General features: G+C 70.6%; 18 protein-coding genes and 1 pseudogene. 17 read left to right on the forward strand and 2 right to left on the reverse strand.

All coding sequences use genetic code 11. The features are described from left to right. Positions 1-78 precede the first annotated feature (78 nt). The gene (locus O0235_RS13240) at positions 79-534 is read left to right on the forward strand and encodes a chemotaxis protein CheW (RefSeq protein ID WP_270056250.1); all 456 of its coding nucleotides are present in this window, start codon (positions 79-81) and stop codon (positions 532-534) included. On the opposite strand, the gene O0235_RS13245 is transcribed toward O0235_RS13240, so the two are convergent. Beyond that, entirely contained in the window at positions 507-1,511 is a 1,005-nt protein-coding gene (locus O0235_RS13245) for an MBL fold metallo-hydrolase (RefSeq protein ID WP_270056251.1), read from the reverse strand. The genes O0235_RS13240 and O0235_RS13245 overlap by 28 nt on opposite strands. 76 nt (positions 1,512-1,587) lie before the next feature. Here O0235_RS13245 and O0235_RS13250 point away from each other — a divergent pair, with 76 nt between their 5' ends. The 3 genes from O0235_RS13250 to O0235_RS13260 are packed head-to-tail and all read left to right on the forward strand — an operon-like array spanning position 1,588 to position 5,159. Further along, a complete protein-coding gene (locus O0235_RS13250; protein WP_270056252.1) occupies positions 1,588-2,571 on the forward strand; it encodes an AAA family ATPase in 984 nt (327 codons plus the stop codon). A gap of 3 nt (positions 2,572-2,574) precedes the next feature. Continuing rightward, positions 2,575-3,786 carry a DUF58 domain-containing protein gene (locus O0235_RS13255; protein ID WP_270056253.1) on the forward strand — a complete coding sequence of 404 codons (1,212 nt, stop codon included), beginning with the start codon at positions 2,575-2,577 and terminating at the stop codon, positions 3,784-3,786. Beyond that, the gene (locus O0235_RS13260; RefSeq protein WP_270056254.1) at positions 3,783-5,159 is read left to right on the forward strand and encodes a DUF4129 domain-containing protein; all 1,377 of its coding nucleotides are present in this window, start codon (positions 3,783-3,785) and stop codon (positions 5,157-5,159) included. The genes O0235_RS13255 and O0235_RS13260 overlap by 4 nt, the downstream gene beginning before the upstream one ends. Here O0235_RS13260 and O0235_RS13265 read toward each other — a convergent pair. Then, the gene (locus O0235_RS13265) at positions 5,110-5,829 is read right to left on the reverse strand and encodes a 2-phosphosulfolactate phosphatase (protein WP_270056255.1); all 720 of its coding nucleotides are present in this window, start codon (positions 5,827-5,829) and stop codon (positions 5,110-5,112) included. The two genes, O0235_RS13260 and O0235_RS13265, sit on opposite strands and share 50 nt — an antisense overlap. 65 nt (positions 5,830-5,894) lie before the next feature. On the opposite strand from O0235_RS13265, the gene murI reads away from it, so the two are divergent. From murI to O0235_RS13330, 13 genes and pseudogenes are all read left to right on the forward strand, one after another. Further along, positions 5,895-6,677, forward strand: a complete 783-nt coding sequence (gene murI, locus O0235_RS13270; protein WP_270056256.1) for a glutamate racemase — start codon at positions 5,895-5,897, stop codon at positions 6,675-6,677. Beyond that, complete coding sequence (gene pyrF, locus O0235_RS13275) at positions 6,674-7,456, forward strand: orotidine-5'-phosphate decarboxylase (protein WP_270056257.1); 783 nt, start codon at positions 6,674-6,676, stop codon at positions 7,454-7,456. Before murI ends, pyrF begins: the two co-directional genes overlap by 4 nt. Further along, the gene (locus tag O0235_RS13280; protein WP_270056258.1) at positions 7,446-7,637 is read left to right on the forward strand and encodes a DUF951 domain-containing protein; all 192 of its coding nucleotides are present in this window, start codon (positions 7,446-7,448) and stop codon (positions 7,635-7,637) included. Before pyrF ends, O0235_RS13280 begins: the two co-directional genes overlap by 11 nt. Then, positions 7,627-8,952 carry an MFS transporter gene (locus tag O0235_RS13285; protein ID WP_270056259.1) on the forward strand — a complete coding sequence of 442 codons (1,326 nt, stop codon included), beginning with the start codon at positions 7,627-7,629 and terminating at the stop codon, positions 8,950-8,952. The genes O0235_RS13280 and O0235_RS13285 overlap by 11 nt, the downstream gene beginning before the upstream one ends. 84 nt (positions 8,953-9,036) lie before the next feature. Then, on the forward strand, positions 9,037-9,585 hold the full coding sequence (locus tag O0235_RS13290) for a bifunctional nuclease family protein (protein WP_270056260.1): 549 nt from the start codon (positions 9,037-9,039) through the stop codon (positions 9,583-9,585). Positions 9,586-9,699: 114 nt separating this feature from the next. Further along, positions 9,700-9,927, forward strand: a complete 228-nt coding sequence (locus tag O0235_RS13295) for an AtpZ/AtpI family protein (protein ID WP_270056261.1) — start codon at positions 9,700-9,702, stop codon at positions 9,925-9,927. Between the two features lie 7 nt (positions 9,928-9,934). Beyond that, positions 9,935-11,263, forward strand: a complete 1,329-nt coding sequence (locus O0235_RS13300; RefSeq protein ID WP_270056262.1) for a F0F1 ATP synthase subunit A — start codon at positions 9,935-9,937, stop codon at positions 11,261-11,263. 63 nt (positions 11,264-11,326) lie between these two features. Further along, positions 11,327-11,593: an ATP synthase F0 subunit C gene (locus tag O0235_RS13305; protein WP_270056263.1), complete on the forward strand. Its 267-nt coding sequence runs from the start codon at positions 11,327-11,329 to the stop codon at positions 11,591-11,593. Positions 11,594-11,659: 66 nt separating this feature from the next. Beyond that, positions 11,660-12,169, forward strand: coding sequence for a F0F1 ATP synthase subunit B (atpF, locus tag O0235_RS13310; protein ID WP_270056264.1), 510 nt, complete (start codon positions 11,660-11,662; stop codon positions 12,167-12,169). Between the two features lie 3 nt (positions 12,170-12,172). Further along, on the forward strand, positions 12,173-12,706 hold the full coding sequence (atpH, locus tag O0235_RS13315; protein ID WP_270056265.1) for an ATP synthase F1 subunit delta: 534 nt from the start codon (positions 12,173-12,175) through the stop codon (positions 12,704-12,706). Positions 12,707-12,739: 33 nt separating this feature from the next. Further along, positions 12,740-14,243, forward strand: a pseudogene (gene atpA, locus O0235_RS13320) (F0F1 ATP synthase subunit alpha). A gap of 47 nt (positions 14,244-14,290) precedes the next feature. Next, entirely contained in the window at positions 14,291-15,169 is an 879-nt protein-coding gene (gene atpG / locus O0235_RS13325) for an ATP synthase F1 subunit gamma (protein ID WP_270056266.1), read from the forward strand. After that, positions 15,166-15,825, forward strand: a complete 660-nt coding sequence (locus tag O0235_RS13330) for an HAD family hydrolase (protein ID WP_270056267.1) — start codon at positions 15,166-15,168, stop codon at positions 15,823-15,825. Before atpG ends, O0235_RS13330 begins: the two co-directional genes overlap by 4 nt. Positions 15,826-15,842: the final 17 nt, after the last annotated feature.

The raw sequence follows: 15,842 nt of genomic DNA on the forward strand, positions 1-15,842 counted from the left end.
GACAATCGTAGCAAAGGGCGCTCGGCGTGCTCCACGCAGGCAGGCGGGTGCCGATACCTCCGGTGGAGGTGGAGTTCGATGGTGCGCCGCGTCTTGCCGTCGGAACCGGTCCAGTGTGTCATCTTCGCCGCAGGGGGCAGCCGGCACGCGCTGCCTATCGATGCCGTGCGGGAGATCCYGGTGCCGGGTCCGCTGACGCCCGCGCCCGGTGCGCCGCCGGGCGTGCTCGGGCTCACCCAGGTCCGGGGCCATGCCCTTCCCGTGGTCGACCTTGCGGCCAGGCTGGGCTTCGCGGCAGCAGATGCGACGCGGGACCGGCGCCTGGTCGTCGTTTCGGCGGGCGAAGAAACGGCCGCCCTGCTCGTGGATTCCGTGGACGAAGTCGCGACCGTCCCGCCTGCCGACTTCGAACTCGTCCGCCTGCCGGGCGGGCGGGAGCACCTCGTGCTCAAGCGGCACGGCGACCTCGTGGGCTGGATAGAGCCCGGGGAGGTCGTCGATTCCGGCTACGACCGCGGGGCGCTGGCCGCCTGAGCCGCCTGCCAGCGCCCGTTTTCGAAGACCGCCAGCCCTTCGGCTTCGAGCCCGTCCAGGAACCCCTGCACGGTCGCGGCGATTTGCCAGAACCGCCGCCGGAGGGCGCGCGGGTAGAGGCGCTCCGCGATCGCATAGAGCGGCAGCGGGCCTTCGCTCCGGAGCACGTCGAGCGTGCGCGCCATCCGCTGTTCCGCCTGCTCGAGGTTGGCGGCGATGACGGCATCGACATCGCCGAACGGCTCGCCGTGCCCGGGGAAGCAGCGCGCCGGCCGCAGCCCCCGGAGGCGCCGGAGCGCCGCGAGAAAGGCCGGGAAGCTGCGGAAGCGCCAGTCCGGGCCGCCGGCGCCGTGGTGCGCCTGCAGCGCCGGCGTCGGGGTGAGGCCCGGAAGGAGCTGGTCGCCGGAGAAAAGCCAGCCCTCGGACGGCAGCCACGCGATGGCATTGCCCGGCGTATGCCCGGGGAGGTGGATCACCYGGAGCCCCGGCACGCCGACGTCGTCGAGCCGCAGGCGGGGGCCGAACGGCCGGTAGCGCAGGCCCGTCGGCCATCGCCGGTCGCGTCCGCCCGGGGGATAGCCGTCGGCGGCCCGGGATGCGCGGCTCCATGCGCGGCGGGCAGCGATGGCGGCGGCGGCCTCGGCCGCCACATCCGGCGGCGCGCCTGACTCCTGCGCGAACCGTTCGAGGGCGTCGAACTCCGCCTCGGAGGGGGCTTCGCCGCGGGCGAGCGGCCAATCGGCCGGGTGGAGCGCCACCGGCACGCCCTGCTCCTGCCACCACCCGCCGAGGCCGGCATGGTCGAGGTGCCCGTGCGTCGCCACGACGACGTCCGGCAGCCGCCCACCCAGCGCCTCCGCGAGTGCTTCCGCCGCGCCGCGGTAGTCGGGGCCGGTATCGATGAGCACCCGGCTGCCCTCGTGGTCGAGCAGGTAGACGGTGTTGTCGCCGAGCGGGATGGGCTGGACGCGCGCCACGATCCGGCAGTCTACGGAGCCGGACCGCTGGACCGGAATGCCAGCCTCCCCGCCGGGGGCGTAACATCCGCGCACCATGAACGAAGCATCCCACGACCAGCGCCTCAGCCCGGCTGAGGCCGCAGCCATCCGGGACACCGCGGAACGCCTCCGCGCCAACGTCGAGCGCGTCATCGTCGGGCAGCGGGAGGTCATCGACCTCGCCCTCGTCGCGCTCCTCTGCGAAGGTCACCTGCTGCTCGAAGACGTGCCGGGAACCGGCAAGACGACGCTCGCGAAGGCGATTGCCCGCTCTCTCGATTGCTCGTTCAAGCGCATCCAGTTCACGCCCGACCTGATGCCGAGCGACATCACCGGCATCACCTACTACAACCAGAAGCTCGGGGAGTTCGTCTTTCGCGAGGGCCCGCTGCTCGCCCAGGTCGTGCTCGCCGATGAGATCAACCGGGCGACGCCGCGAACCCAGTCGGCGCTCCTCGAAGCGATGGAAGAGCGGCAGCTGACGGTCGAAGGCACGACGGTGCGGATGCCGGCCCCCTTCCTCGTCATCGCGACCCAGAACCCGGTCGAGCTCGAGGGCACCTTCCCGCTTCCAGAGGCGCAGCTCGACCGCTTCCTCCTGCGCCTCCGGCTCGGCTACCCGGGAGAAGACGAGGAGGACCTCATCCTCCAGCGGTTCGAGGCCGAAAGCCCGCTCGAGTCCCTGCGCCCCGTCATCGAGGCGCCGGCGCTGCTCGAGATGGCGGCGCAGCTGCGCCGGCTGCACGTCGCGCCGCCTGTGCGGCGGTACATCGTCCAGCTCGTGCAGGCGACCCGCGCGGAGCCGGCGTTCGAACTCGGCGGCAGCCCGCGGGCCACGCTCGCGCTCTTCCGCGCGGCGCGGGCGCGGGCCGTGCTCGAGGGCCGCGACTACGTCCTGCCCGACGACGCCAAAGCGCTCGTCCCCTACGTCCTCGGCCACCGCGTCATCCTCTCGACGCAGGCGCGCCTCCGGGGCCGCGACGTCGAAGCGCTGCTCGCCGAGGTCGTGGAGCGGGTGCCCGCGCCGATCGAGGGCTGACCGGTGCCGTTCCGCGACGCGTGGCCGTTCATCGGGGGCCTGCTCTTCATCGTCGGGTTCGGGGCGGGCCTGCCGCTCGTGGCGCTCGTCGGCCTCGGCGTCATGGCCATCGGCCTCGGCTCCCGGTGGTGGGCGAACCGCCTGTTCGACCGCGTCACGTTGCGCCGGCGGCTCGCGGAGCGGCGGGTGTTCCGAAGCGAACCGGTCACCCTCGAGGTCGAGCTGGAAAACCGCAAACTGCTGCCGCTGCCGTGGTTCGAGTGGCGCCTCGCCCTCGGCGAACACGTTCTGGTAACGGGCGAGCAGCTCGCGGCAAGCGCCGTCCCGGGGCTCCACTACCTCGTGCGCCGGGGCGCCGCGGGCTGGTACTCGCTCGAACGCTGGCAGTTCACGCTGAGCTGCGAGCGGCGCGGCTATCACCCGGTCGGCCCGGCCTCGATGCGCTCGTCGGACCTCATCGGCGCGTGGCCGTCGCGGACCGAGGACGGCGAGGTTGACCACCTCATCGTCTACCCGCGGGTCTACCGGCTGCCCGAGCTCGGCCTTCCGGCGGAGCGCCCGTTCGGCGACGTCCGCGGGGGCGAGCGCATCTTCGAAGACCCGCTGCGCATCGCCGGGCTCCGGGAGTACCGGCCGGGCGACCCGCTCCGGCGCATCGACTGGAAAGCGACGGCGCGGTCCGGCGAGCTTCGCTCCCGGGTCTACGAACCGTCGGCGACCCGCCAGCTCTACGTCTTCCTAAACGTCGACACGCTCGAGCACGCATGGGAGGGCTACATCTCCGACGAACTCGAGCGGCTGGTGTCGGTGGCGGCGTCCGTCATCACATGGGCGGCCGGTGCGCGCTACGCGGTCGGGCTGCTCGCGAACGGCGCCTACCCGGACGCCGACCGGCCGATCCGGCTGCCGCCGTCGCGGGCGCGCGACCAGCACGCGCGGCTGCTCGAGGCGCTTGCAGTCATCCAGCCGCTGACGATGGGCGACCTGGCCGGGGCGATACGGCGGGAGAGCGGGAGGCTCGAACGCGGCTCGACCATCGTGGCGGTGGCGGCGCTCGTGCCGCAGGCGCTCGCGGACGCGCTGGAGCGGCTCGCGAACGAAGGACACCGGGTTCACCTCCTCGCGACGACCGACCGCGCGGCCCGCGCCGACATCCCGGGGGTGCAGGCGGCGCGGGTGGGCGGCGCGTTCCAGGCGGCGGAGGTGCTCGCGTGATCGGCGCGGCGGCGATAGGCGCCGCGCTCCTGGCGGACGCGCTGGCGCTGGCTGCCCTCGCCGCGCTCGTGAGCCTGGCCTTCGCGGCGGGCAGCCCGGCGGCCGGGTTTCCGCTGCTGTTGCTCCTCGTGATCGCGGGGTTCTTCGCGCCGCGGCTCGCCGGGGCCTGGCTCGAACCGCGGCGGGCGACGCTGGCCGCCGCCGGGACGGCGCTCGCGCTCGTGCTGACCGCCGCGAGTCTCACTGCCGCGGGGGACCTCTCCGGATGGACCTTCGGCTGGCTGGTCAACTTCTACCGCGAGCCGGAGGCCACGATGGAGGCCGGCGCCCCGGTGCTGGCCGCGGTGCTGCTGTTCGCCGGGGCGTGGGCGCGGGGTGCGGCGCGCGCGGAGCAGGACTTCGACCYGGAGCACCACGCCCGGACGATGCTGCTGCCGTTCGCGGTCGTCATCGCGAGCGCGGTGCTGGGCGCGGGCTCCGCACGGGCAGGCGACCTCGGCACGCTCACGGCGGCGTTCTTCGCCGCGGCCGTCGTCTCGCTGGCGCTCGCCCAGCTCGCGCTCGGCGGGGCCACACTCGGCACGCTCCGGTCGGGCGGCATCACGGCGGTGCTGCTCGCGGGGGTGGCCGCCGCGGCGATCGTGTCGTTCGCCCTCTTTGGTATCGCGATGCGATTTCTCGGGCCGGTCATCGGCCCGCCGCTGGGGGCTGCGGCCGAGCGGGTGCTCATCATCGTGCTGACGCCTGTGGCGTGGCTGCTGACGGCGATCTTCGAGCGGCTGTTCAGCGGCATCGACCCGCTCCAGGGGCTCGAGCGCGTGCTCGAACGGCCCGCTGCGGAGCAGCCTGCCGGCTCGGGCGGTGACCAGTCGCTGCCCGAGCAGGTCGGGCTGTTCGGCGCCCGGACCGCCGCGCTGCTGCTGTTCACTGCCCTCGTTGCCGGGATCGTTTTCGCGTGGACGCGCGCACGGCGCCGGTATGCCGCGCTGCGGGAGGGGGCAGTGCGGGGCGACGCAGCCGGCAGCCTGCGGGAGGACGTGCTCGGGCTGCTCCGGGGCCTCCGGCCGGGCCGCCGGCAGGCCGCGCCCGACCCGGGCGCTTCAGCTGCCGCGCGGCTGTACTTCGAGGTGCTGGACGACGCGGAGCGCCGCGGCCATCCCCGGGACCCGGCACAGACGCCGCACGAGTTCGCCCCGGTGCTCCAAGATACCTACCGCTCCGACCTCGCGGACGAGATCACGGCGCTGTTCGAGGAGGCGCGTTACGCGGGCCGCGAACCCGACCCTCGCGCCGTCGCGGAGCTCGCGGACCGCTGGCGGCAGGTCAGGCGGGGGCAGGCTCGAGGCGGGCCCAGCCCTCGCCCCGGGCAGTGACCAGCGGCACGGATTCGAAGAGGTCCGCCTGGCCGGCGAACGCGATGTCTGCTGCGAGCCCGAGCGCTTCGAGGTCGCGGGCATGGCGCGCCTCGCGCAGGAGCCGCAGCGGCTCGGGTATGGCGAGTGCGAGGCGCGCGGCATCGTCCAGCCGGGCGGCGGGATGGCCGCGGGAAAGCAGCTGGATGAGGTGCGCGGCGACGGCGAAATCCTCGAGCGCGAAGACGGTGCCGCCGGCTTCGCCGGCGCAGGCGATGAGCACGTCCTCAGCGTGCGACAGCCAGCTCGCGGCGGCAGAGGCATTCACGGCGGCGGCCGCGATGGCCGGGCCCGCTGCGGAGGCGGCGCAGAGCGCCTTCGTCCCGTTCGTCGTGAACAGCACGACGTCGCGGCCGCCGACAGCGGCCCGGTCGACGGCCGCGGGGCTGTTGCCGAGGTCGAACCCGGGCGGCGGAAGGCCGCCGACTTCCCCGGCGAGCAGCGCTCCCCGTTCCGCTGCCAGCTGCCGCGCCCGCTCCTCGCTGTCTGCGGCGATGACCGCGCGCGCCCCATGACCCAGCAGTGCGCAGATCGTCGTCGTCGCGCGGAGCGCATCGACGACGGCGACCGCCCGCGCGCGCGGCCATGTCCCCGCGGGCGGGAGCAGCGCAAGGCGGATGTCGCGGACCATGGGAGGCACTATCGCGGAGGCCGCGCCACCGGGCTACTAACCTGCTGCATGGTACGCTTCCGTTCGTGGACCCCCGCCCGGTTGGCATGTTCGACTCCGGCGTCGGCGGCCTCGCCGTAGCGCGCGCGCTGCTGGCCGCGGCCCCGGCCGAGCGCGTGCTGTACTTCGCCGATACCGCCTGGTTCCCGTACGGGCCGCGGCCGGCAGCGGAGGTGCGGAAGCGGGCGTTCGCGATTACCCACCGGCTGCTCGCAAGCGACGTCAAGCTGATCGTCGTCGCCTGCAATACGGCATCGGCCGCCGCGCTCGCCGAGCTGCGGCAGGCCTTCCCCGGCGTGCCGTTCGTGGGGATGGTCCCCGGGGTGAAGCCGGCGGCTGAGCAGTCCCGGAGCAAGCACGTCGTCGTCCTTGCGACCGAGGGGACGCTCGACGGCGACTTGCTGGAGCAGGTCGTCGCCGAATTCGGCCGCGGCGCACAGGTCGCGCGGGTCGTCGGCCGCGGCCTCGCCGAAGCGGTCGAACGCGGGGAGCCCGATGCGCCCGCGACGCGCGCGCGGCTGCGCGACCTCCTCGGTCCGGAAATCAGCCGGGGCGCCGACACGGTCGTCCTCGGCTGCACCCATTACGCGTTCCTTGGCCCGGTCATCACCCAGGAATTCCCGGGGGTCGCGGTGATCGATACCTCGGAGCCGGTCGCCCGGCGGGCTTTGGACCTGCTCGACGCTGCGGACGCGCGCTCGCCGGGGCCCGGCGGACTGAGCGTCATTGCCAGCCTGGATCCGGACGGGTTCCGCGCCCGTGCGGCCCGGCTCGGCATCGTCCCGGCCGCGCAGGAGGCGGCGCGATGACGTACTTCGAGCGGCTCGCCGCACGCTCTCGGGAGATCGGTTCGATCGTCTGCGTCGGGCTCGACCCGGATTACCGGAGGCACAGCCCGGCGGAGGCGGCCGACTACTTGCGCGGCATCATCGCGGCGACGGCGCCGTTCGCTGCGGCCTACAAGCCGAACCTGGCGTTTTTCGAACAGTGGGGCATCCCGGGGCTCCAGGCGCTGGAGCGGGTGCTGGCCGCCATACCCGCGGGCATTCCCGTCATCGGCGACGCGAAACGGGGCGATATCGGCAGCACCGCTGAGGCGTATGCGCGTGCGCTGTTCGAAGCGTGGCGATTCGACGCTGTGACGGTCAGCCCCTACCTCGGCCGCGACGCGACGGAGCCGTTCCTCGCCTACCGCGACCGCGGTGTCTACATCCTCTGCCGCACCTCGAACCCGGGGGCGGCGGAGTTCCAGTCGCTCGACCTGAGCGGTGGCGGGCGGCTCTTCGAGCGTGTCGCCCAGGCCGCCGCATCGTGGGGGCCGAATGCCGGGCTCGTCGTCGGTGCGACAGCGCCTGCCGAGCTTCGGCGGGTGGTCGAACTCGCGCCCGCTGCCCCCCTGCTCATCCCCGGTGTCGGCGCCCAGGGCGGCTCGCCGGCGGAGGTGGTGCAGTGCGCCGGCTACCGCCCGGGGCAGGTCCTGGTGAACGCGTCGCGCAGCATCGTGTACGCCGGGGCGGACCCGGGCGCTGCGGCTGCGGCGGCCCGGGATCTGCGTGATGCGCTGCGGGCTGCCCGCGATGCCGGCTGAGCTCCGGGAGGGCGATGTCGTCCGTTTGAAGCGCCGCCACCCGTGCGGCGGGTGGGATTGGCAGGTCTATCGCGTTGGCGCTGATATCGGCATGCAGTGCGTCACATGCAGCCGGCGGGTCATGCTGGAGCGCGGCGAGTTCGAGCGCCGGCTGAAGGCGGTCGTTCGCCATGATGCGTGAGGCCGCGGCCCCGGCGGGCGTCCCCCTCTGGCAGCAGCGCCCGTTCCGGATGCTGAGCTACACGCGGTTTTTCTCCCGGGTGGCCCAGAACGCGCTCAACTTCGGGCTCGTGCTCCTGATCACCGAGGAGACCGGAAAAGCGGTCTACACCTCGCTGCTCGTCCTGGCGCTCGTCGTTCCCTCGACGGTTGCAGGGCTCGTCGCGGGCACGGCCGCCGACGTGCTCCCCAAGCGGCTCATCGTGTTCACCGCCGACCTCGCGCGGGTGGCCATCTGCATCCTCTTCCTCCGCGAAGGGGGGAGCGCCGTCAGCTACTACCTGTTCGCGGTGCTGCTGGCGACGACATCGCAGTTCGCCGGGACGGCAGAAAGCGCCATCCTGCCCGCCATCGTGCGGCGGGACGAATTGGCGCGGGCCAACGCCATCGGCCAGGCGGTGGGCGGCGCTGCCCAGGCGATCGGACTCGGCGTCGTCACGCCCGTGGTGCTCCGGCTCATCGACTCGCGCGACGCGCTGTTCGGGCTCTCGGCGGGGCTGTTTGCCGTCGCCGCCGTGCAGGCGCTGCTCATCGGGAGCACCGCCGCACCGGCGCGGCAGGAGGTGGGGGGCGAGCCCGGCGGCCGCTGGTGGACGGCCGGCTGGCGTGCGATGCGCAGCGACCGGGCGGTGCTGCACGCTGCCGTCGAACTGACCCTCATCTCCGCGACGGTCATCATTCTGAGCGGTCTCATCCCGACGTATATCACGGAGGTGCTCGGCGTCCGCATCGACTTCGGGGCGATCGTGCTCCTGCCCGCGGTGATTGGCGTCGCCATCGGGCTGCGGGTCGCCGGTTTCCTCGCGCGGCGGGTGCCGCATTCGCTCCTCAGCAGCAGCGGCTTCCTCGTCTTCGTGGTGTCGCTCGGGCTGCTGGCGATGGTCAACCAGCTCGCCGGGTTCCTCGGCGGCTTCGGGATGTTCGGCTGGCTCAACAGCGTCTCTATCGGCCGTTTCGACGGCGGCGGGGTGATCGCGATGCTCATCATGCTGCCGCTCGGGTTCGCTTACGCCACCGTTTCGGTCGCAGGCCAGACGGTCATCGACGACCGGGTGCCGCTCTCGCTCCGCGGCCGGGTCGGCGCCACGCAGGCGGCCATGGCGGCGCTCGCATCGTCGGTCCCGGTCGTCGCCGCGGGCGTGCTGAGCGACTGGATCGGCGTGGCGCCGGTGTTCGGCATCGTCGCCCTGGCGACCGGTTTCGTGGCCGTGGCGAACCTGCGCAGCGGCCGCGGGGCGGACCGCGGGCCGCGCACCGTGGCCGTTTCGCACCGCTGAATCGGTTCGTTGACTCGCCGATCCGGGCGAACCTATCATCGATTTCGGGAGCCGCATCTCCGCGGCCTCCCGGGAGGGCTCGACGTGAGAGAGCTGAGCATCGAAAGCATCCGGCTGAGCCTGATGAACTACCAGCGCGTGGTCATCCTGCGGGAGAAGGACTCCGACCGGTATCTCCCCATCTGGATCGGCCCCGCCGAGGCGGACGCGATTGCCGTCCGGCTGCAGGACGTCTCGGTGGCGCGCCCGCTCACCCACGACCTGCTGCGCAACATGATCGAGCAGCTCGGCGCGCGCGTCGCCTACATCGTGGTGAACGACCTCGAAAACGACACGTTCTACGCGCGCATCGTGCTCGACGTGAACGGGAAGACACTCGAGGTGGACAGCCGGCCGTCGGACGCCATCGCCCTCGCGGTGCGCGTCGATGCGCCGATCTTCGCCGAGGAGTCGGTCCTCGACCGTGCCGGCGTCATCCTGGAGGAGGGGGAAGAGGCCGAGGGGAAGGAAGCGAAGGCGGGCGCGCGGCCGCTCGAAGAGACGAAACCGGCCGACCCGGAAGAACTCGAAAAGCTCGGGGTGTTCAAGGAATTCATCGAGGGGCTCGACCTCGATGACTTCGATAAGCGATAGACCGATGGCCCGCGGCATCCGCGGGCCATCCGCTTCCCGGTTCTGCTTGCGCATTGCTTCACAATCAGCCTATGATGCGCGGGGTCTGGAGGCCGGGTGCCCCRGGGTGGCCGCGTGAAGGCGTGGCTCGTACCAGCAGCGAGCCTGCTCGGCGCGGGGTGGTTCTTCGCAACCGCCGTCATCGCTGGGGTGGTCATTGGCCGGTGGGCCGATGGCAAAACCGGGCTTGAGCCCACATTCACGCTCATCGGGATTGTGCTCGGGTTGGCCGTCGCGCTGTTCGGCGGCTACCGGATGGTGCAGCCCCTGTTGAGCCGGCTCGATGACGAGCCACCGGAGTGAAGTCGGCTTGAAGATTATCGTCATCGCGGTCATCGCCCTCGCTGTCATCCTCTCCGGCTTTTTCATCGCTGCCGGGCCAGAGCCGCACATCGTCATCCCCGGCGAAGTCCTCTGGAAGGTGGGCTTCTTCCCCATCACCTCCACGCTGATGGCAGCCTGGCTGGCGATGCTCGTGCTCATCCTCGGCACTTTCCTGATGACCCGCTCGATGAAGCTGATCCCGTCCGGGGCCCAGAACTTCATCGAATCCATCATCGACTTCCTCTACGGCCAGGTCGAAGAGATCGCCGGCGAGAAGAACGCCCGCCGCTTCTTCCCGGTCGTCGGCACCTTCTTCCTTTTCATCCTCGTCGCGAACTGGGTGGCGCTTACCCCGATCTTCAAGTCCATCGGCATCACGAAGGACTACGGCCACGAGATCTTCCACGAGATGCAGCTGAAGGCTGAGAAGGGGAAGCCGTTCGACAAGGACAAGCACTTCCTCGCCTGGCAGATGGAGGACGCTGGCGGCATCGGTGTCGCCCAGAGCGGCGCGAAGACGTTCAAATTCGAGATCCACGCCGGCGAAGACCCGGGCGATGCCCTGGACCGCTACATCATCGCGCTTGCGGAGTTCTACACCGGCTTCGTCCCGCATGCCGACGCGGCGCACGGGACCGGCCATGCTGACCCGGCGGATGTCGCGGCAGCGTTCGCTGCGCTGGAGGCAGACCCAGGGGCCCCGAAATTCATCGCGGCCGATGACCACGGCCACGATGCGGGCGCCGCCCACCACGCTGGGGTGACCAGCCCGGCGCTCGGGACCACGTTCACTGCCCTCGATTTCCCGGGCGACAAGATCGCGCTGGTGTACCCCTTCTTCCGGGCGGCGTTCAGCGACCTGAACAATACGCTCGGCCTGGCCATCTTCGCGTTCCTCGTCATCGAATTCTGGGGGTTCCAGTCGCTCGGGTTCGGCTACCTCGGCAAGTTCTTCATCAACCCGCTCAAAAACCCGATCCTCACGTTCGTCGGCCTGCTGGAGCTGCTTTCGGAGTTCATCCGCATCATCAGCTTCGCCTTCCGCCTCTTCGGCAACATTTTTGCCGGCGGCGTGCTGCTGCTCATCCTCACGTTCCTCGTACCGTTCCTCGCGCCGCTGGGGATCTACGGTCTCGAGCTGTTCGTGGGGCTCATCCAGGCGGTCGTGTTCGCGATGCTGGTGCTGGTCTTCGCGGTGGGTGCGGTGGAGCACCACGGTGATGACGAGCACCATGAGAGGCACGACGGCGGCCACGGCGACGGGCACGGGGCGCCCGCCGTCCATCACGAACCGGGGGCAGTCCAGGCGCACTAGCGCCTGTACGCAGGTATTCCAGGAAAACGCACCGCGGAAGGGTGCAACGGAGGCAAATCGGTCATGGAACTTCTCAGCTATCTCCCGTTCCTCGTCATCCTCGAGACCGCCGGCGCGAAGGCCATCGGCGCGGCGCTTGCGATGGCGATCGGCGGCATCGCCCCGGCGCTCGCGATCGGCATGCTCGCCGGCAAGGCGATGGAAGCGCTCGGCCGCAACCCGGAAGCCCGCGCCGCCATCCAGACCAACCTCATCCTCAGCGTCGCGTTCGCCGAAGCCATCGGCATCTACGCCCTGCTCTCGGCGCTCGTCATCGCGTTCGTCATCTAATCGGGATGCGCCGCGGCGGGGTTCGGTCCCTCCCGGCCCGAATGATGTGAGGAAAGGGGTGACGCCGTGGGCGACGCATTCTCTGCCCTTGGGGTAAGCGTTCCGCTGCTGCTCGCGCAGATCGTGAACTTCGCGGTCCTGCTCATCATCCTCCGGGTGACGCTGTACAAGCCGGTCCTTCGGATGCTCGACGACCGGAAGCAGCGCATCGCGGAAGGGCTGAACGCGGCGGAAATCGCGCGGCGGGAAGCCGCCTCGGCGCAGGCGAACATCCAGGCTCAGCTCGAGGCCGCCCGCAAGGAAGGCCAGGAGATCGTGGCGAACGCGCAGGCGATCGCCAGCCGCATCGAATCGGAGTCCCGCGAGCAGGCGGCGCGCGAGCGCGAAGCCGCGCTCGAGAAGGCGCGCAACGAGATCCAGCTCGAGCGCGACCGCGCGATTGCGGAGCTGCGCCGCGAGTTCGCGGCCATCACGGTCGCTGCAGCCGAAAAGGTCATCAACCAGTCGCTCGACCAGCAGGCGCACCAGCGGATCATCGAAGAGACGCTGGCCGAGTCGCGGTTCAGCGGGAACTAGGCGATGGCAGATACGGCAGCAGCCCGCCGGTACGCGCAGGCCGCCTTCAGCATCGCCCGGGACCGCGGCGAGGTGGCCGCCTGGCGCACGGATGTCAGCGACATGGCGACCGTCCTCGCGGAATCGGAGCTGGCGCCGATGTTCGCCGACCCGGCCATCCCGGCGGAGCAGAAGTTCCGCGTCCTCGAACGCGTCCTCGAGGTCTCGCCGCTGGTGATGAACCTCGCGAAGCTCCTCATCCAAAAGGGGCGCTCGCAGGACGCGCGGGCGGTGGCTGAGGCGTTCAACCGGCTCGCCGACGACTACGAAGGCATCGCCCATGCCGAGGTGACGACCGCGGTTCCGCTCACGGATGAGCAGCTTGCATCCATCCGGGCGCGGCTCGGGCAGCAGCTCGGCAAGCAGGTCGTCGCCACCGCGCGCGTGGACCCCGCGATCATCGGCGGGGCGATCGTCAGAGTGGGCGACCGGCTCATCGACGGGAGCGTTCGCACGCGGCTGAAGCTACTTCGCCGCGAATTGGAGGGAGCCCGGTAGCCGGGCGTTCGATTCAGGAAGGGGTAATGCCGCATGGCAGTTCGCGCTGAAGAAATCGCGTCCATCCTTCGCGAACAGATCGAGCACTTCGGCTCGAAGGTGACCGCGACCGACGTCGGCACGGTCATCGAGGCCGGCGACGGCGTGGTCCGCATCCACGGCCTTTCCGGCGCGATGTACTCGGAGCTGCTGGAGTTCGCCAACGGGACGATGGGCATCGCCCTGAACCTGGAAGAGGAGTCGGTCAGCGCCGTCATCCTCGGCGACTACCTCGGCATCAAAGAGGGCGACGAGGTGCGCTCGACCGGCCGCGTCATCGAGGTGCCGGTCGGCGATGCGCTCATCGGCCGGGTGGTCGACCCGCTCGGCAACCCGATCGACGGGAAGGGCCCGATCAACACGACGAAGACCCGCCCCGTCGAGCGCATCGCGCCCGGGGTGACCCTCCGGAAGAGCGTCTCGGTGCCGGTGCAGACGGGCATCAAGGCGATCGACGCGATGTTCCCGATCGGGCGCGGTCAGCGCGAGCTCATCATCGGCGACCGTTCGACGGGCAAGACGGCCATCGCGCTCGATACGATCATCAACCAGAAGGGCGGCGACCTCATCTGCATCTATGTCGCCATCGGCCAGAAGGCGGCGAAGGTCGCGCAGGTCGTCGGCATGCTGGAGGAGTACGGCGCGATGGAGCACACCATCGTCGTCGCCGCAAACGCCTCCGAATCCGCGGCGCTGCAGTACCTGGCCCCGTATGCCGGCTGCGCGATGGGCGAGGAGTTCATGGAGAGCGGCCGCGATGCGCTCATCGTGTACGACGACCTGAGCAAGCACGCGTGGGCCTACCGGCAGATGTCGCTGCTCCTCCGCCGCCCGCCGGGCCGCGAAGCGTACCCGGGCGACGTGTTCTATCTCCACAGCCGCCTCCTCGAGCGCGCGGCGCGCCTCGAGAAGGGCGGATCGCTCAGCGCCCTTCCGATCATCGAAACCCAGGCGAACGACGTGTCGGCCTACATCCCGACGAACGTCATCTCCATCACAGACGGCCAGATCTACCTCGAGACCGACCTCTTCAACGCGGGCATCCGGCCGGCCATCAACACGGGCCTGTCGGTCAGCCGCGTGGGTTCGGCCGCGCAGACGAAGGCGATGAAAGCCGTTTCGGCCGGTCTCAAGGCGGAGATGTCGCAGTACCGCGAGCTCGCCGCCTTCGCGCAGTTCGGCACGAGCGACCTCGACGCCGCGACCCGGCGCCAGCTGGAGCGCGGGCAGCGCGCCACGGAAATCCTGGAAGCAGGACCAGTTCCAGCCGCTCAGCCTCGCCGAGGAGGTGTTCGTCATCTACGCGCTGACGAGCGGCCTGCTCGACGACGTGCCGGTCGCCAAGGTCCGCTCGTTCGAAAACGAGCTGCGGAAGTACCTGGCCAGCAACGAAAAGGCGCTCATGGACGAGATCCAGTCGAACCCGGTCATGACGCCGGAGCTGCAGGAGCGCATCACGACCGTCATCAAGACGTTCAAGGAGACGGTGCCGTACTAGGCCGCGCGGCCCGGCGGCGCGTCGACTTGAAGGAACGCAGGTAACGTATGGCGACGATTCGGCAGCTCCGGCGACGCATCCAGAGCGTCAAGAACACCGCGAAGATCACCAACGCGCTCCAGCTGGTGGCGGCGTCGAAGATGCGGCGCGCCCAGGACCGGGCGCTGCAGGCGAAGCCGTACTCCGAGAAGCTGCGCGCCGTCATCGCCGACCTCGCGGCGGCCACGATCGACCCGGAGAAGCCGGCGCACCCGCTGCTCGTGACGCGCGAGGTGCAGAACATCGGCCTGCTGCACATCACGCCGGACCGGGGTCTCTGCGGCGGCCTCAACTCGAACCTCAACCGGGCCGCGGGGACGTTCGTCGCGACCCAGCGGGAGCCGGTCGAAGTCATCGCCGTCGGCAAGAAGGGGCGGGACTTCTTCATCCGCGCCCGCGTCAACGTCGTCGCGGAGTTCACCGACCTCGGCGATTACCCCGGCGCGGCGCAGGTGGCGCCCATCGCGCGGCTGGTCATCGACGATTACCTCGCCGGCGTCTTCGACCGCGTCTACATCAGCTATCCGGAGTTCGTCTCGACGGCCACGCAGCGGCCGGTGATCCGCCAGCTGCTGCCGATCGAGCCGCCGCAGGCGGAGACAGCGCCGGGCGAGAGCACGTTCGCGCAGGATTACATCTTCGAGCCGTCGCCGCAGGAAGTCCTCGCGGAGCTGCTGCCGCGGTACGTGGAGACGCAGATTTACGAAGCGATCCTGCAGAATGCCGCGAGCTTCCAGAGCGCTCAGATGGTGGCGATGAAGAACGCGACGGACAACGCAAACGAAATCACGCGCGAACTGACGCTGACCTACAACAAGGCGCGCCAGGAGCAGATCACCAAGGAGCTCCTCGACATCGTCGGCGGGGCTGCCGCACTGGAGGGTTGACGCTGGCCGGGTTCGCAGCGGTCATCTTCGACATGGACGGCGTCCTGGTGGACGGCGAGCCGCTGCATTTCCAGGCGGTCAACGAGCTGCTGTCCGAGGAGGGGCTTTCCATCTCGCTCGAGGCCTACAAGCCGTACATGGGCACGAAGACCGGTTGGCAGGATATGGCGCGCGACCTCGGCCTCCGGCGGCCGCTCGATGAGTACGCCGCCCGCTACCGGGAGCTGATGCTCGAGAAGTACCGGGCGCACGCTGTCCCGCTGCCCGGAGCGGGCGAACTGGTGACCTCGCTCGCGAGCGCCGGCGTGCCGCTCGCGGTGGCGTCGTCCTCCATCCGCCCGTGGGTGGAAGCCTGCCTCGAGCGGCTTGGACTGCTCGACGCCTTCGACGTCATCGTGACCGGCAGCGAGGTGCTCGAGGGGAAGCCGCACCCGGAGATCTACCTGCTGACCGCGAAACGGCTGGAGACTCCGGCGCCAGCGTGCCTCGCATTCGAAGACGCGCCAGCCGGCATCCTCTCGGCCCGCGCAGCCGGGATGACGGTGTGGGCCGTGAGGACGGAGTACACCCGGGGCCTCCCGCTCCCCGACCCTGACCGGGAATTCGAATCACTCACCCAGGTCGACCTAGGGTTGCTCATCGGAGCAGCCGCATGAGCGCTGCTCCCATTACG

It is taken from the genome of Tepidiforma flava (genome assembly GCF_027594505.1).
Classification (GTDB): Bacteria; Chloroflexota; Dehalococcoidia; order Tepidiformales; family Tepidiformaceae; genus Tepidiforma; species Tepidiforma flava.

Excerpts from the sequence above, each read along its gene's own strand:
- O0235_RS13250 (WP_270056252.1), top strand. The coding sequence starts at position 1,588 with ATGAACGAAGCATCCCACGACCAGCGCCTCAGCCCGGCTGAGGCCGCA.
- O0235_RS13265 (WP_270056255.1), bottom strand. The coding sequence starts at position 5,829 with ATGGTCCGCGACATCCGCCTTGCGCTGCTCCCGCCCGCGGGGACATGG.
- pyrF (WP_270056257.1), top strand. The coding sequence starts at position 6,674 with ATGACGTACTTCGAGCGGCTCGCCGCACGCTCTCGGGAGATCGGTTCG.
- O0235_RS13280 (WP_270056258.1), top strand. The coding sequence starts at position 7,446 with ATGCCGGCTGAGCTCCGGGAGGGCGATGTCGTCCGTTTGAAGCGCCGC.
- O0235_RS13285 (WP_270056259.1), top strand. The coding sequence starts at position 7,627 with ATGATGCGTGAGGCCGCGGCCCCGGCGGGCGTCCCCCTCTGGCAGCAG.
- O0235_RS13305 (WP_270056263.1), top strand. The coding sequence starts at position 11,327 with ATGGAACTTCTCAGCTATCTCCCGTTCCTCGTCATCCTCGAGACCGCC.
- atpH (WP_270056265.1), top strand. The coding sequence starts at position 12,173 with ATGGCAGATACGGCAGCAGCCCGCCGGTACGCGCAGGCCGCCTTCAGC.
- atpG (WP_270056266.1), top strand. The coding sequence starts at position 14,291 with ATGGCGACGATTCGGCAGCTCCGGCGACGCATCCAGAGCGTCAAGAAC.